The following is a 14050-nucleotide window of genomic DNA, read 5'->3' as shown; positions in this document are numbered from 1 at the left end:
TTTGACCAGACGGCAATGTGGCATAAGACCTGCAAGATGAAGCCTGCAACACAACACACAACACAATACATAATAAAATCACGGTACTTGAGGGTAAATGTATGAAGAAGACGGTTCTGGCTCTGTCTTTGCTCGTGGGGTTAAGTGCGGCAGCAGGTAGCTACGCAGCGCTTCCACAGACGGTTCGTATCGGTACAGACGCAACCTACGCGCCATTCTCTTCCAAGGATGCGAAAGGCGATTTCGTGGGGTTTGATATCGATCTGGGTAATGAAATGTGCAAGCGCATTGCGGTGAAATGCACATGGGTGGGCAGCGACTTCGACGCGTTAATCCCGTCGCTGAAAGCCAAGAAAATTGACGCCATTATCTCTTCTCTCTCCATCACCGAAAAACGTCAGCAGGAGATTGCCTTCTCTGACAAGCTCTACGCCGCGGATTCTCGCCTGATTGCGCCGAAAGGCTCCCCGATTAAGCCCACCATAGACTCGCTGAAGGGCAAACACGTCGGCGTGCTTCAGGGCTCGACGCAGGAAGGTTATGCCAATGCTAACTGGCGTGAGAAGGGCGTAGACGTGGTGGCTTACCAGAACCAGGATCTGATTTACTCTGACCTGTCGGCAGGCCGTCTGGATGCGGCATTCCAGGATGAAGTCGCCGCGAGCGAAGGCTTCCTGAAACAGCCTGCGGGCAAAGAATTCGCGTTTGCTGGCCCGTCTGTAAAAGACAAAAAGTACTTTGGTGACGGCACCGGTATTGGCCTGCGTAAGGATGATACCGAGCTGAAAGCCGCCTTCGACAAAGCCTTTGCAGAGCTGCGTAAAGACGGTACTTACGACAAACTGGCGAAGAAATACTTCGACTTCAACGTATACGGTGAATAACACCTGGCGCTAACGCACCGAAAAAGTGCGTTGCGGGAGAGGTTGACCCAATGCGGTGCATTTGTTGCACCGTATTGGATCGCTTTGTGCATACTTAAGCATTTATAATGCAAAAATTCCCGCCTGAAGGGCATTAGTCTTTGCCTGGCAGAGGGGATTAATGGCACATTAGCACCACCCCGTCGTCGTAAAAATCCCGTATGAAGACAGTTTGTTGAGGATAAATATGAAAAAACTCGTGTTGTCACTATCTCTGGTACTGGCCTTTTCCAGCGCCACCGCGGCATTCGCAGCCATTCCGCAGAAAATCCGAATTGGTACCGATCCAACCTATGCGCCGTTCGAATCGAAGAATTCAAAGGGTGAACTGGTCGGTTTTGACATCGATCTGGCCAACGAGCTGTGCAAACGCATCAAAGCACAGTGTACCTACGTTGAGAACCCGCTGGATGCGCTGATCCCGTCTCTGAAAGCGAAAAAAATCGACGTAATCATGTCCTCGCTCTCCATCACCGAAAAACGCCAGCAGGAGATTGCCTTCACCGACAAACTCTATGCGGCCGATTCACGTCTGGTGGTAGCTAAAGCTTCTGACATTCAGCCAACGCTGGAGTCGCTAAAAGGCAAACGCGTCGGCGTGCTGCAGGGCACCACGCAGGAAACCTACGGCAACGAACACTGGGCGCCGAAGGGGATTGAAATCGTCTCCTATCAGGGCCAGGAAAATATCTACGCTGACCTGACGGCAGGCCGAATTGATGCGGCATTCCAGGATGAAGTCGCGGCAAGCGAAGGCTTCCTGAAAACGCCGGTGGGTAAAGATTACAAGTTTGGCGGCCCGTCCATTAAGGACGTGAAGTTGTTTGGTGTGGGCACCGGTATGGGCCTGCGCAAAGAAGACAACGAGCTGCGTGAGGCGCTGAACAAAGCGTTCGCTGAAATGCGTGCTGACGGTACCTACGACAAGCTGGCGAAAAAGTACTTTGATTTTAATGTTTACGGCGGCTAATCGCCCCGTCAAATAACGTGCGGCCCCTCCCGCTGCGGGAGGGGAAAAGACACGGTTCCACCACTCACGATACGACAGGGCTCGCGGTATGCTGTACGGATTTTCTGGCGTTATTTTACAGGGCGCGCTTGTCACCCTTGAGCTGGCTATCAGCTCCGTGGTGCTGGCGGTGCTGATAGGTCTGGCAGGCGCAGGGGCGAAGCTTTCGGCGAACAAACCGCTGGCGCTGATCTTTGAAGGCTATACCACGCTTATTCGCGGCGTTCCCGATCTGGTGCTGATGCTGCTTATCTTTTACGGTCTGCAGATTGCGCTGAACAGCGTGACGGACGCGATGGGCATGGGACAAATTGATATCGACCCAATGGTGGCCGGTATTATTACCCTCGGTTTTATCTACGGCGCCTACTTCACTGAAACCTTCCGCGGTGCTTACATGGCCGTGCCGAAAGGCCACATTGAAGCGGCAACCGCATTTGGTTTTACCTCTTCACAAACGTTTCGTCGGATTATGTTCCCGGCCATGATGCGCTATGCGCTTCCGGGCATCGGCAACAACTGGCAGGTTATCCTCAAAGCCACGGCGCTGGTCTCACTGCTCGGTCTGGAAGACGTCGTGAAAGCGACTCAGCTGGCGGGCAAGAGCACCTGGGAGCCGTTCTACTTTGCGGTGGTCTGCGGCGTGATTTATCTGGTCTTTACGACCGTCTCCAATGGTGTGCTGCTTCTTCTCGAGCGTCGCTACTCCGTGGGTGTGAAGAGGGCTGACCTGTGATTGAGATTATTCAGGAATATTGGAAATCGCTGCTGTGGACAGATGGCTACCGCTTTACCGGCGTGGCGATTACCCTCTGGCTGCTGATCTCCTCCGTGGTGATGGGCGGTATTCTGGCGGTGTTTCTCGCCATTGGCCGCGTGTCGAACAATAAATTCATCCAGTTCCCGATCTGGCTGTTCACCTACGTATTTCGCGGTACGCCGCTGTACGTGCAGCTGCTGGTGTTCTATTCGGGGATGTATACGCTTGAGATCGTAAAAGGCACTGAGATGCTGAATGCGTTCTTCCGCAGCGGTCTGAACTGTACGGTGCTGGCGTTGACGCTCAACACCTGCGCCTACACCACCGAGATTTTCGCGGGGGCGATTCGTTCTGTCCCTTACGGTGAGATTGAAGCGGCGCGCGCGTACGGCTTTTCCTCGGTGAAACTTTATCGCTGCATCATTCTGCCGTCGGCCCTGCGTATCGCGTTACCGGCGTACAGTAACGAAGTGATTTTGATGCTGCACTCCACCGCGCTTGCCTTTACCGCGACGGTGCCGGATCTGCTCAAAATCGCGCGCGATATTAACTCCGCGACCTATCAGCCGTTTACCGCGTTTGGCATTGCGGCGGTGCTCTATTTAATTATCTCTTATGTTCTGATTAGCCTGTTCCGTAAGGCTGAAAAACGCTGGTTGCAGCATATAAAACCTTCTTCGACGCACTGAGAAAGATGATGGCTGAGAACAAATTAAACGTTATTGATTTGCACAAACGCTACGGCGAACATGAAGTGCTGAAAGGGGTGTCGCTGCAGGCAAATGCTGGCGACGTGATCAGTATCATCGGCTCATCCGGCTCGGGGAAAAGTACCTTCCTGCGCTGCATTAACTTCCTCGAAAAACCGAGCGAAGGCTCGATTGTGGTGAGCGGGCAGAATATTAACCTGGTGCGTGACAAAGACGGACAGCTGAAGGTCGCGGATAAAAATCAGCTACGCCTGCTGCGTACCCGCCTGACGATGGTGTTCCAGCACTTCAACCTCTGGAGCCACATGACGGTGCTGGAGAACGTGATGGAAGCGCCGGTTCAGGTGCTGGGCCTGAGCAAGCATGAAGCTCGCGAGCGCGCGGTGAAATACCTGGCGAAAGTGGGCATCGACGAGCGCCAGCAGATAAAATACCCGGTGCATCTCTCCGGTGGTCAGCAGCAGCGTGTCTCCATCGCACGCGCGCTGGCGATGGAGCCCGAAGTGCTGCTGTTCGACGAACCGACCTCCGCGCTGGACCCCGAACTCGTTGGCGAAGTGCTGCGCATCATGCAGAAGCTAGCCGAAGAGGGTAAAACGATGGTGGTGGTGACGCACGAGATGGGCTTCGCCCGTAACGTCTCGAACCACGTTATCTTCCTGCATCAGGGGAAAATTGAAGAGCAGGGGCACCCGGACGAAGTGCTGGCGAACCCGCAAAGCCCGCGTTTGCAACAGTTCCTGAAGGGGTCGTTGAAGTAGATTTTGTCTTTCCCCCTCTCCCTATGGGAGAGGGGCGAGGTGAGGGCATCAGGCCGCACCGCACTCCAACCTGTACACCCAGTCGTCATAGCGCACGCCGTCAATCTCATACGCCTTTTCCAGCACCTGCGTACGCACGAACCCGACTTTCTCCAGCACCCGCACCGACCCGCCGTTGTCCGCCAGGACATACGCGTTAATCGCTTTCACGCCGGTCTGGTTGAACGCATAATCACACACCGCGCGCAGCGCTTCGCTGGCGATACCTTTGCCCTGCGCGGCAGGCACAACCGTATAGCCAATATCTGCCTCTTCACGATTCTCAGGGCTGATTTGCAGGCCGATATCGCCCAGCGGCGTATCATCATCCCGGGCGCGAATAACAAACACATGAGCAGCAGCGAGTCGCGCGGCAAACACGCGTCGGGTCTCTTTTTCCGGGGCGATGGCGGCCATGTAGCGCATGATACTGCGATCTTCTCGTAGCGAGCGGAAGAAGGCCCAGTCAGTGGGTTCGAAGGGGGTGAGGTAAAGCCGGGGTGTGGTGATGGTTGCCATTGTTACGCCATATCTTCAGAACATGGCCTGTCACTGTACCATATTCACCGCACCACATCCCCCAGCGCCTCTTCTAATTCATACCAGCGGAACGCAAAGCCGGCCGCTTCCAGCCGTTTGGGCAGTGCCCGCTGCCCGCCTAATACCAGAACAGACGCTTCACCCATCATCAGGCGAATAACCGTCGCAGGCACGCGCAAAATTGCCGGACGGTGCAGGGCATGCCCCAGCGCGTGGGCAAACTGTTCATTGCGCACCGGATACGGCGCAACCATATTGAACGGCCCGCGCAGTTCGTTATCCAGCAGCCAGAGAATCCCGTTGACCATATCGTCGATATGGATCCAGGCCAGGTACTGACGACCATTACCGATGGGGCCACCGAGTCCGAGCCGGAAAGGGGGAAGCATCTTAGCCAGAATGCCGCCTTTCGGCGCGAGAACGACACCGGTCCGCAGCAGGCAGACGCGGGTCCGATCGCTCTGCGCCGCGCAGGCGATACGCTCCCACTGGGCGCAGAGCTTATGGGTAAACTCGTTATGGGGCGGCTCTTCCTCGGTTACAACCACCTCGCCAAGATCGCCGTAATAGCCCACCGCTGAACCCGAAATCAGCACCGAAGGCGGGGTGTGGCTATTGCGGATCAGCTCGACCAGCTTTTCGGTGATGTTCCACCGGCTGCTGCATAACAGCTGTTTTTGCTCTTCCGTCCAGCGCTTATCGGCGATGGGTTCACCCGCGAGGTTAATGACGGCGTCGAAGCCGTCCAGATTTTGCTGCTCGGCCAGATTTTTCCAGATATCAACACCTGCCCCCAGCACCTGGCGCGCTTTCTCCGGGCTGCGCGTGACCACGGTAATGTCGTGATGCAAGGCCTGCAGACGCGCAATGAGGTGACGGCCAATAAGGCCTGTACCGCCGGTCAGCAAAATCTTCATACAACCTCCAGGTTTACGCCTGGCGCCGCCAGCTTAACGTCATGGAGACGGAATCGGCGTAGCGCAGGGCGTGAAGTTTATCGATCTCAACTTCAGCATAAGTGACCCAGTGATGTTCGCGTGCGATATCGAGCACATCCTGAGTTAATTTTTCCAGCAGAGAGAAGCGGTTATTCTCAACGTACTGGATGATGTTTTTGGTTATTGTGCGGTAGTTCAGCGCGTCGTTGATGTCTTCGCTGGCCCGCGCTTTGTCTGCGGGGTAGTGAATTACCACGTTAATGACAATATCCTGACGGTTGGCGATCTCTTCCTCTTTGATGCCGATGAAGGTACGCAGGCGTAAATTTTTTATGCGAATAATAGCGTCTGGCTGTGACATTGCAGGTCTTCTCCGTGTCAGTATTTCCTGCCCATAATACATGAGAGCTTCACAGGCACCCAGCCTCATACCGGGTTAAATTTGCTGGATTTTTTGCATCGCCCGCTCGGTCGCCGGGCGGGTCCGGATGCGCTCAAACCAGTTGTTCACCGCCGGGTAAGCGGCCAGGTCAATGCGGTGTTTTTCATGCGTATTCACCCACGGCCAGCAGGCGATATCGGCAATACTGTAATGATCGCCCCCGAGCCACGGCGTTTTCTTCAGCCGACGGTTCAGAACGTCATAGAGCCGTTGAGTCTCAACCTGATAGCGTTCTATCGCGTAAGGAATAGGCTGCGGGGCGTAAGCGGTAAAATGATGATTTTGTCCCAGCATGGGGCCCAGCCCGCTTGCCTGCCAGAAAAGCCACTGCAGGGTATGGTGACGCTCGCGCAGTTCGCCGCTCAGCAGCTTGCCGGTTTTCTCCGCCAGATAGAGCAAAATTTCACCGGATTCAAACAGGCTCAATGGTCTGCCCCCGTCCGCCGGCTGGTTATCAATAATGGCCGGGATTTTATTATTCGGCGAGATAGCCAGAAAGAGAGGGCTGAACTGTTCGCCTTTGCTGATATCCACGCGAATGATCCTGTAATCCAGCTCGGCTTCTTCAAGAAAGAGGGTGATCTTATGGCCGTTTGGGGTAGGGGCGTAATAAAGGTCGATCATTCTCAACTCCTGTCCATGCGAATAGTGGTGCCATGACAAATGAGTATAGGTGGTTGTTGTAAATCGTGAGTTTTCATCAAGTGACAGCGACGCAAAGAGATTATATGTTGAGTAAAAACCCGATCAGCCGATGAGGATGTTATGAACCAGCCCGTAATCACGTTGTGGTCCGATGCGAATTTCTTTTCTCCCTATGTTATGAGCGTATACGTTGCGCTGGCCGAAAAAGGACTCACCTTTACGCTGAAGACCGTTGATCTCGACGGCGGTGAACATCTCAATCCACAGTGGCAGGGTTACGACCTGACCCGACGCGTGCCGGTGCTGGAGATTGACGGTTTTGCCCTGAGCGAATCGTCGGCGATCGATGAGTATCTGGAAGATCGGTTCGCCCCCCCGGAGTGGGAGCGCATCTATCCTCACGACCTGCAGAAACGCGCGCGGGCGCGGCAGATCCAGGCGTGGCTGCGTAGCGATCTGGTGCCGATTCGCGTCGAACGCTCGACGGACGTTGTGTTTGCCGGGGTGAAAAAGCCGGCGCTGAGCGCAGAAGGTGTAGAAAGCGCGAAGAAACTGATTGAAACCGCCACCTCGCTGCTTGCCCATGGCAACCCGAACCTTTTTGGCGAGTGGTGCATTGCCGACGCCGATCTGGCGTTGATGCTAAACCGCCTGATCCTCAACGGTGATGAGGTGCCGCAGCTGCTGGTGGATTATGCTGCGTTTCAGTGGCAGCGTGCCTCCGTGCAGCGCTATGTGGCACTCTCGGCTAAGCGCGCGGGCTGATAAGCCCAGACGCTTAAGGTATGATGGGGGCAGTCTGTTTTCCCGAGGAGTGACTGATGAAACTGATGTTTGCGTCGGATATCCATGGATCGCTGCCCGCAACCGAGCGTGTCCTTTCCCTGTTTGCACAAAGCGGTGCGCAGTGGCTGATTATTTTGGGCGACGTGCTGAATCACGGCCCGCGCAACGCCCTGCCGGAGGGCTATGACCCTGCGCAGGTCGCGGAAAAACTCAACCCGTATGCCTCGCGCATCATCGCCGTTCGCGGCAACTGCGACAGCGAAGTGGACCAGATGCTGCTGCATTTTCCCATTACCGCGCCGTGGCAGCAGGTGCTGCTCGAACAACACCGCCTGTTCCTGACCCACGGACATCTTTTCAGCCCGGATAATCTCCCGGCTCTCGCAGCTGGCGATGTCCTGGTTTACGGTCATACTCATATTCCGGTTGCGGAAAAACGCGGTGAGATTTATCACTTTAATCCGGGCTCGGTTAGCATCCCAAAAGGCGGATATCCTGCGAGCTACGGCATGCTGGAAGGAAATACCCTGAGCGTTATCGCACTTAATGATCAGCAAGTTATTGCGCAGGTAGCGATTAATCCGTAAGTTACACCTCAACTGCAAACGCGCCGAAAGAGCGCTTAGAAGAGAAGGTTTCCCGATGGTGGAGCAGAGTCATTTGGCAAGTACAGAGTGGGTTGACATTGTCAGCGAAGAGAATGAAGTGATCGCGCAGGCCAGTCGCGAACAAATGCGTGCGGAGCGTCTGCGTCACCGTGCAACGTACATCGTTGTGCATGACGGTATGGGCAAAATTCTGGTCCAGCGCCGTACGGACACCAAAGATTTTCTCCCAGGGATGCTGGATGCCACTGCAGGCGGGGTTGTCCAGGCAGATGAAGTGCTGCTGGATTCCGCGCGTCGAGAAGCAGAAGAAGAGCTAGGTATCGCCGGTGTGCCGTTTGCCGAGCACGGTCAGTTCTATTTCGAAGACGAAAACTGTCGCGTCTGGGGCGGGCTGTTTAGCTGCGTTTCTCACGGCCCGTTTGCCCTGCAGGAAGAAGAGGTGAGTGAAGTCTGCTGGATGACGCCAGAAGAAATTACCGCGCGTTGTGACGAGTTTACGCCGGATTCGTTAAAAGCGCTGGCGCTGTGGATGACCCGCAACGCCAAAAACGAATCGACCAAATCAGAGAAAGAGGAAGAGGCTGAGTAAGCTTCAGCAACTCTCTCTCAGACACAGACTGGACGCGATGGGCTTTTGATCGCGCCAGTCACCGTCATTCAGACGCTCCAGCAACGCTTTCCCGGCTTCAATTCCAATCTTACGATGCGGCACCGCCATCGTCGTCAGCGGCGGCTGACAGACGCGGCTCACGTCGCTATCGCCAAAGCCTACCACTGCCAGATCGTCCGGCACCTTGATTCGCCTGCGCTGGCACTCATATAGCGCGCCGCAGGCCAGCTCGTCAGAGACGCATACCAGCGCATCCAGCTCCGGCCAGGCCAGCAGGAACTCGGGCAGCTGCGCCGCGCCGGTCGAGAAGCTAGGCGGCATCGCCGCGTTAATGACCCGGTTCGGCGACATATGGTGGCGAAGCATGGCTTTGTACCAGCCCTGAAGGTGCTGCTGGAAAATCCACTGCTCCTGGTTGGCGCACAGCAGGCCAATATTTTGATAGCCGCGCTTAATCACCATTTCCGTGAGTTCATACATGGCCGCCACGTTATCAATCCCGATATTCATATCAATCGGATCGGCGCGCATGGCGCCCATCTCCATCACCGGAATAGAGGCATTTTTCAGCCAGTGGCGAACAGTATCGGTATGTTCAACGCTGAGCAGGATAGCGGCGGCAATGTTCGACGCCAGCAGCGTCTCCAGCAGTTTCTCCTCCTGCTCAAGGCGATGCTGGGATTCTGCCAGCATGATCTGATATCCGGCAGGCTGCAGCACCTGCTGTAGCCCGGCGAACATCTCCGAGCAGCCGGCTTCGGAGAGGTTGGGCACCACCATGGCTATCGTCCATGACGACGCCGAGGCAAGGGCACTGGCGGCAAGATTAGGCATATAACCCAGCTCCTGCACGGCAGCTTCAATTTTTTCTCGTAGTTTATCGGAAACCTGTTCGGGCGTGCGAAGCGCACGGGACACGGTCATCGTGCCCACACCGGCAAGCTGTGCGACATCGGCAAGTGTCACTTTACCAGTACTGCGCCGTTTTCGGGTTAGAGACATACACCTTCCTGCTGACCAGACGCGTTCTTATTTTCCTTCGTTTCACGTGACAGGCAGTATACGCCTTAAATCCCTTTTTTTGCTGTGATTTAGCACCGTGATTGCAATTTGATAGCGCTATCACATTTTTGCATGTTAACTATTGGTAGCGCTATCTTTGTGATCGCGATCGCAGTCATCCAGCGATCTGTTGAATAAAGTTTGCTCATCTTTAGCGTGTAGCGGGAGTGAAAAGTGCTCAAAAAATGGATATATGATACAACCATCACGCTGCAGGATAGCGTGGAAAACTGGCCGCAGGCGCTGGAGCTGTGCGCGAAGCCGCTTCTGGATTTGCAGGTGATTGAGCCCGAATACGTCACGGCCATCATCCAGCAACACCACACGTTAGGACCCTATTATGTGCTGGCACCAGGGCTGGCGATGCCGCATGCGCGGCCGGAGGAAGGTGCCAAAGGACTGGGGTTGTCTTTATTAAAACTAAAACAGGGCGTCTCGTTTGGTGCCGGTGAGTTTGACCCTGTCGATGTGATTATCATGCTCGCGGCACCGGACAAACATAGCCATATTGAAATGATATCCGCACTCGCGGAATTATTTTCCAGCGACGAGGATATGGAGAAACTGCATCAGGCGAATACGCGGGAGGAAATTAAAACAATTATTAACCGCTTCTGATTTAATTCTGTAATCCGGTTTTTCACAACATTACGCGTCAGCGTGATGGGGCGTACTCTACTCAAAATAAGGGGATAACAATGAAAATCATGGCTATTTGCGGTTCTGGCCTGGGCAGCAGTTTTATGGTCGAAATGAATATAAAAAAGGTGCTCAAAAAGCTGGAGATTGAGGCTGAGGTTGAACATTCCGATCTCTCCTCGGCCACGCCAGGCGCGGCCGACCTGTTCGTGATGGCAAAAGACATTGCGGCCAGCGCCAGCGTGCCGGAAAGCCAGCTGGTGGTGATCAACAACATCATCGACATCAACGAACTTGAAGCGCAGCTGCGCGCCTGGTTCGAAAGACAATAACCCTGATAAGGCGAGGTGGATATGTTTATCCTTGAAACGCTGAATTTCGTTGTTGATATTTTAAAAGTCCCTTCGGTGCTGGTCGGTTTAATTGCGCTTATTGGTCTGGTTGCGCAGAAAAAAGCGTTTTCGGACGTGGTGAAAGGAACCATTAAAACTATTCTGGGCTTTATTGTGCTGGGCGGCGGCGCCACGGTGCTGGTCGGGTCATTAAATCCGTTAGGCGGTATGTTCGAACACGCCTTTACGATTCAGGGCATTATTCCAAACAATGAAGCGATTGTGTCCATTGCGTTGGAAAAATACGGTGCAGCGACCGCGCTGATTATGGCCTTCGGCATGGTGGCGAATATTATCGTCGCGCGCTTTACTCGCCTGAAGTACATCTTCCTGACCGGGCACCACACGTTTTACATGGCGTGCATGATTGGCGTGATCCTGACGGTGGCGGGCTTTGAAGGCGTAGGACTGGTCTTTACAGGCTCGCTGATCCTCGGCCTGATCATGGCTTTCTTCCCGGCGATTGCGCAGCGCTACATGAAGCGCATTACCGGCAACGATGAGATTGCCTTCGGCCACTTCGGCACGCTGGGCTACGTGCTTTCAGGCTGGATTGGCAGCAAGGTCGGCAAAGGCTCCCGCTCAACCGAAGAGATGAACCTGCCTAAGAATCTGAGCTTCCTGCGCGACAGCTCGATCTCCATTTCCCTGACCATGATGATTATCTACCTGATCATGGCGGTGAGCGCCGGGCGCGAGTACGTCGAGGCTACCTTCAGCGCCGGCCAGAACTACCTCGTCTACGCCATCATCATGGCAATCACCTTTGCGGCGGGGGTGTTCATCATCCTGCAGGGCGTACGCCTGATTCTGGCAGAAATTGTCCCGGCCTTTGCCGGCTTCTCGGAGAAACTGGTGCCGAACGCGCGTCCTGCGCTGGACTGCCCGGTGGTGTACCCCTATGCGCCAAACGCGGTGCTGATTGGTTTCCTGTTTAGCTTCCTCGGCGGGATTGTGGGGTTGTTCATCTGCGGTCAGTTCAGCTGGGTGCTAATCCTCCCGGGTGTGGTGCCGCACTTCTTCACCGGCGCAACCGCTGGCGTGTTCGGTAATGCCACCGGCGGACGTCGCGGGGCGATGATTGGTGCGTTTGCCAACGGTCTGCTGATTACCTTCCTGCCGGTCCTCTTGCTGCCGGTACTGGGCGCCATTGGTTTTGCCAACACCACCTTCTCGGACGCCGACTTCGGCGCGGTCGGGATTGTCCTCGGCAACCTGGCACGCTTCCTGTCGCCGCTGGCCATCACCGGGCTGGTCGTGGCGCTGTTCGCGCTGCTGGTGGCGTACAACGTCTTCGCGAAAAACAAACCTGCGGGCGGTAACGCGCAGGAAAACACCGGAGCCAAATCATGAATGAGAAAGAGATAACCGAACTCGCGCGTCAGATCCGTCTTGAGACGCTGAAGTCGCTGACGCAGCTGGGCTTTGGACACTATGGCGGCAGCATGTCGGTGGTTGAAACGCTGGCCGTGCTCTACGGCGCGGTGATGAAAATCGACCCGGCGGATCCGGACTGGCCGGAGCGAGACTATTTTGTCCTGTCGAAAGGCCATGCGGGCCCGGCGCTCTACAGCACGCTGGCAATCAAGGGCTACTTCCCGGTGGAAGAGCTAAGCACGCTGAACCAGAACGGCACGCGCCTGCCGAGCCACCCGGACCGCCTGAAAACGCGCGGCGTAGATGCTACCACCGGTTCGCTGGGACAGGGGATTTCCATCGCCGGCGGTATGGCGCTGTCGCACAGGCTGGCCGGGCGACCGAATCGGGTCTTCTGCATCGTCGGCGACGGCGAGCTGAACGAGGGGCAGTGCTGGGAAGCATTCCAGTTTATTGCCCACCATCGCCTGAACAACCTGACGGTATTTGTCGACTGGAACAAACAGCAGCTCGACGGCGAGCTGGACGAGATCATCAGCGCGTTCGACCTGGAGGGGAAATTCCGCGCCTTTGGCTTTGACGTGGCGACGGTGAAGGGGGACGACATTCCGGGTCTGCTGGCAGTGACGTCGCGGATCCGGGCAGCCGATGCGCGTCCGTTAGTCGTCATCCTCGACAGCATCAAAGGCCAGGGGGTGCCGTATCTGGAGCAGCTCAGCAACTCGCACCACCTGCGATTGACCGCGGAGAGCAAAGCGGCCCTCAACGAGACGATTCGCCAACTGGAGGCTTCACATGATTAAGGTTGCACCGGCAGGACAGAAAGACGCCGTTGAGATGCGTAAGGTCTACGCTGGCTTCGTGGCAAAACAGATTGAGGCCGGAAGTGACATCATTGCGCTCGAAGCAGATCTGATGAGCTCGATGGCGATGGACGGCGTGGCGCGCGATTATCCGCAGCACGTGATTAACTGCGGCATTATGGAGGCCAACGTCATCGGCACGGCGGCGGGGCTGTCGCTTACCGGACGCAAGCCGTTCGTTCACACCTTCACCGCCTTTGCCAGCCGCCGCTGTTTTGACCAGCTGTTTATGTCTCTGGACTATCAGCGAAACAACGTGAAGGTGATTGCTTCAGACGCGGGCGTGACGGCCTGCCACAACGGCGGAACGCATATGTCGTTTGAGGATATGGGCATCGTGCGCGGTCTGGCGCATTCGGTGGTGCTGGAGGTGACCGACGCGGTGATGTTCGAGGACGTGCTGCGCCAGCTTATCGATCTCGACGGCTTCTACTGGGTACGGACCATCCGTAAGCAGGCTCCGAGCGTGTATGCGCCTGGCTCAACCTTCACAATCGGCAAAGGCAACGTTCTGCGCGAAGGAACCGATATTACCCTGATTGCCAACGGCATCATGGTGTCGGAAGCGCTGGAAGCCGCGCGCCAGCTTGAGCAGGAGGGCGTCAGCGCGGCGGTCATCGACATGTTTACCCTGAAGCCTATCGACCGGATGCTGGTGAAAAACTACGCCGAGAAGACCGGGCGCATCGTCACCTGTGAAAACCACAGCATTCACAACGGGCTTGGGTCGGCGGTGGCGGAAGTGCTGGTGGAAACCTGCCCGGTACCGATGCGGCGGGTGGGCGTTAAGGAGCGTTACGGCCAGGTGGGGACGCAGGATTTTCTGCAGAAAGAGTATGGCCTGACGGCACATGACATTGTATCGGCGGCGCGCGAGCTGCTGTAAATAAAAAAGGCGACCGGTTAAGTGGTCGCCTTTCTTGCCCGGTAAGCGCTAGCGCCACCG

At 55.7% G+C, this 14050-nt stretch carries 18 protein-coding genes; 13 read left to right on the top strand and 5 right to left on the bottom strand.

Annotated elements, in window-relative coordinates:
• The first annotated feature begins 101 nt into the window (after positions 1-101).
• The 5 genes from argT (at position 102) to hisP (ending at position 4163) form a co-directional block, all read left to right on the top strand.
• The gene (gene argT, locus KGP22_RS15660; RefSeq protein WP_111965260.1) at positions 102-884 is read left to right on the top strand and encodes a lysine/arginine/ornithine ABC transporter substrate-binding protein ArgT; all 783 of its coding nucleotides are present in this window, start codon (positions 102-104) and stop codon (positions 882-884) included.
• A gap of 226 nt (positions 885-1110) precedes the next feature.
• Entirely contained in the window at positions 1111-1893 is a 783-nt protein-coding gene (gene hisJ, locus KGP22_RS15655; RefSeq protein WP_023336423.1) for a histidine ABC transporter substrate-binding protein HisJ, read from the top strand.
• An 88-nt stretch (positions 1894-1981) separates the two neighbouring features.
• Entirely contained in the window at positions 1982-2668 is a 687-nt protein-coding gene (locus KGP22_RS15650) for a histidine ABC transporter permease HisQ (RefSeq protein WP_014832782.1), read from the top strand.
• On the top strand, positions 2665-3381 hold the full coding sequence (locus KGP22_RS15645) for an ABC transporter permease (RefSeq protein WP_008502590.1): 717 nt from the start codon (positions 2665-2667) through the stop codon (positions 3379-3381). The genes KGP22_RS15650 and KGP22_RS15645 overlap by 4 nt, the downstream gene beginning before the upstream one ends.
• A gap of 8 nt (positions 3382-3389) precedes the next feature.
• Positions 3390-4163, top strand: a complete 774-nt coding sequence (hisP, locus tag KGP22_RS15640) for a histidine ABC transporter ATP-binding protein HisP (protein ID WP_149366520.1) — start codon at positions 3390-3392, stop codon at positions 4161-4163.
• Positions 4164-4211: 48 nt separating this feature from the next.
• Here hisP and KGP22_RS15635 read toward each other — a convergent pair whose 3' ends face one another.
• From KGP22_RS15635 to yfcG, 4 genes are all read right to left on the bottom strand, one after another.
• The gene (locus KGP22_RS15635) at positions 4212-4721 is read right to left on the bottom strand and encodes a GNAT family N-acetyltransferase (protein ID WP_223580061.1); all 510 of its coding nucleotides are present in this window, start codon (positions 4719-4721) and stop codon (positions 4212-4214) included.
• A gap of 44 nt (positions 4722-4765) precedes the next feature.
• Positions 4766-5659 carry a TIGR01777 family oxidoreductase gene (locus KGP22_RS15630; protein ID WP_223580060.1) on the bottom strand — a complete coding sequence of 298 codons (894 nt, stop codon included), beginning with the start codon at positions 5657-5659 and terminating at the stop codon, positions 4766-4768.
• Between the two features lie 13 nt (positions 5660-5672).
• Complete coding sequence (gene folX, locus KGP22_RS15625; protein WP_023312555.1) at positions 5673-6041, bottom strand: dihydroneopterin triphosphate 2'-epimerase; 369 nt, start codon at positions 6039-6041, stop codon at positions 5673-5675.
• A gap of 75 nt (positions 6042-6116) precedes the next feature.
• Positions 6117-6746 carry a GSH-dependent disulfide bond oxidoreductase gene (yfcG, locus tag KGP22_RS15620; RefSeq protein ID WP_023312554.1) on the bottom strand — a complete coding sequence of 210 codons (630 nt, stop codon included), beginning with the start codon at positions 6744-6746 and terminating at the stop codon, positions 6117-6119.
• A 141-nt stretch (positions 6747-6887) separates the two neighbouring features.
• On the opposite strand from yfcG, the gene yfcF reads away from it, so the two are divergent.
• The 3 genes from yfcF to yfcD are packed head-to-tail and all read left to right on the top strand — an operon-like array spanning position 6888 to position 8750.
• On the top strand, positions 6888-7532 hold the full coding sequence (gene yfcF, locus KGP22_RS15615; protein WP_223580059.1) for a glutathione transferase: 645 nt from the start codon (positions 6888-6890) through the stop codon (positions 7530-7532).
• A gap of 56 nt (positions 7533-7588) precedes the next feature.
• Positions 7589-8140 carry a phosphodiesterase gene (gene yfcE, locus KGP22_RS15610; RefSeq protein WP_023616055.1) on the top strand — a complete coding sequence of 184 codons (552 nt, stop codon included), beginning with the start codon at positions 7589-7591 and terminating at the stop codon, positions 8138-8140.
• 55 nt (positions 8141-8195) lie between these two features.
• Positions 8196-8750 carry an NUDIX hydrolase YfcD gene (yfcD, locus tag KGP22_RS15605; RefSeq protein ID WP_032641987.1) on the top strand — a complete coding sequence of 185 codons (555 nt, stop codon included), beginning with the start codon at positions 8196-8198 and terminating at the stop codon, positions 8748-8750.
• 3 nt (positions 8751-8753) lie between these two features.
• Here yfcD and KGP22_RS15600 read toward each other — a convergent pair whose 3' ends face one another.
• On the bottom strand, positions 8754-9773 hold the full coding sequence (locus KGP22_RS15600; protein WP_029741925.1) for a LacI family DNA-binding transcriptional regulator: 1020 nt from the start codon (positions 9771-9773) through the stop codon (positions 8754-8756).
• 234 nt (positions 9774-10007) lie between these two features.
• Between KGP22_RS15600 and KGP22_RS15595 the strand changes: the two genes are divergently transcribed.
• The 5 genes from KGP22_RS15595 (at position 10008) to KGP22_RS15575 (ending at position 13990) form a co-directional block, all read left to right on the top strand.
• Positions 10008-10451: a PTS sugar transporter subunit IIA gene (locus KGP22_RS15595; protein WP_111965265.1), complete on the top strand. Its 444-nt coding sequence runs from the start codon at positions 10008-10010 to the stop codon at positions 10449-10451.
• 80 nt (positions 10452-10531) lie between these two features.
• Positions 10532-10804 carry a PTS sugar transporter subunit IIB gene (locus KGP22_RS15590; RefSeq protein ID WP_003861447.1) on the top strand — a complete coding sequence of 91 codons (273 nt, stop codon included), beginning with the start codon at positions 10532-10534 and terminating at the stop codon, positions 10802-10804.
• 21 nt (positions 10805-10825) lie between these two features.
• Entirely contained in the window at positions 10826-12217 is a 1392-nt protein-coding gene (locus KGP22_RS15585; RefSeq protein WP_223580058.1) for a PTS ascorbate transporter subunit IIC, read from the top strand.
• On the top strand, positions 12214-13044 hold the full coding sequence (locus KGP22_RS15580) for a transketolase (protein ID WP_115875899.1): 831 nt from the start codon (positions 12214-12216) through the stop codon (positions 13042-13044). The genes KGP22_RS15585 and KGP22_RS15580 overlap by 4 nt, the downstream gene beginning before the upstream one ends.
• On the top strand, positions 13037-13990 hold the full coding sequence (locus KGP22_RS15575; RefSeq protein ID WP_047174244.1) for a transketolase family protein: 954 nt from the start codon (positions 13037-13039) through the stop codon (positions 13988-13990). Before KGP22_RS15580 ends, KGP22_RS15575 begins: the two co-directional genes overlap by 8 nt.
• Positions 13991-14050: the final 60 nt, after the last annotated feature.

Origin of the sequence: Enterobacter sp. JBIWA005 (genome assembly GCF_019968805.1) — a bacterium.
Classification (GTDB): domain Bacteria; phylum Pseudomonadota; class Gammaproteobacteria; order Enterobacterales; family Enterobacteriaceae; genus Enterobacter; species Enterobacter vonholyi.
Note: the sequence above shows the minus strand (reverse complement) of the source record. Positions and strands in the feature narration are given on the sequence as shown.

Coding starts and splice junctions, on each gene's coding strand:
- yfcD (WP_032641987.1), top strand. CDS start 8,196: ATGGTGGAGCAGAGTCATTTGGCAAGTACAGAGTGGGTTGACATTGTC.
- hisP (WP_149366520.1), top strand. CDS start 3,390: ATGGCTGAGAACAAATTAAACGTTATTGATTTGCACAAACGCTACGGC.
- KGP22_RS15635 (WP_223580061.1), bottom strand. CDS start 4,721: ATGGCAACCATCACCACACCCCGGCTTTACCTCACCCCCTTCGAACCC.
- yfcG (WP_023312554.1), bottom strand. CDS start 6,746: ATGATCGACCTTTATTACGCCCCTACCCCAAACGGCCATAAGATCACC.
- folX (WP_023312555.1), bottom strand. CDS start 6,041: ATGTCACAGCCAGACGCTATTATTCGCATAAAAAATTTACGCCTGCGT.
- KGP22_RS15575 (WP_047174244.1), top strand. CDS start 13,037: ATGATTAAGGTTGCACCGGCAGGACAGAAAGACGCCGTTGAGATGCGT.
- yfcF (WP_223580059.1), top strand. CDS start 6,888: ATGAACCAGCCCGTAATCACGTTGTGGTCCGATGCGAATTTCTTTTCT.
- KGP22_RS15650 (WP_014832782.1), top strand. CDS start 1,982: ATGCTGTACGGATTTTCTGGCGTTATTTTACAGGGCGCGCTTGTCACC.
- KGP22_RS15585 (WP_223580058.1), top strand. CDS start 10,826: ATGTTTATCCTTGAAACGCTGAATTTCGTTGTTGATATTTTAAAAGTC.
- KGP22_RS15580 (WP_115875899.1), top strand. CDS start 12,214: ATGAATGAGAAAGAGATAACCGAACTCGCGCGTCAGATCCGTCTTGAG.
- yfcE (WP_023616055.1), top strand. CDS start 7,589: ATGAAACTGATGTTTGCGTCGGATATCCATGGATCGCTGCCCGCAACC.
- KGP22_RS15590 (WP_003861447.1), top strand. CDS start 10,532: ATGAAAATCATGGCTATTTGCGGTTCTGGCCTGGGCAGCAGTTTTATG.
- hisJ (WP_023336423.1), top strand. CDS start 1,111: ATGAAAAAACTCGTGTTGTCACTATCTCTGGTACTGGCCTTTTCCAGC.
- KGP22_RS15600 (WP_029741925.1), bottom strand. CDS start 9,773: ATGTCTCTAACCCGAAAACGGCGCAGTACTGGTAAAGTGACACTTGCC.
- argT (WP_111965260.1), top strand. CDS start 102: ATGAAGAAGACGGTTCTGGCTCTGTCTTTGCTCGTGGGGTTAAGTGCG.
- KGP22_RS15630 (WP_223580060.1), bottom strand. CDS start 5,659: ATGAAGATTTTGCTGACCGGCGGTACAGGCCTTATTGGCCGTCACCTC.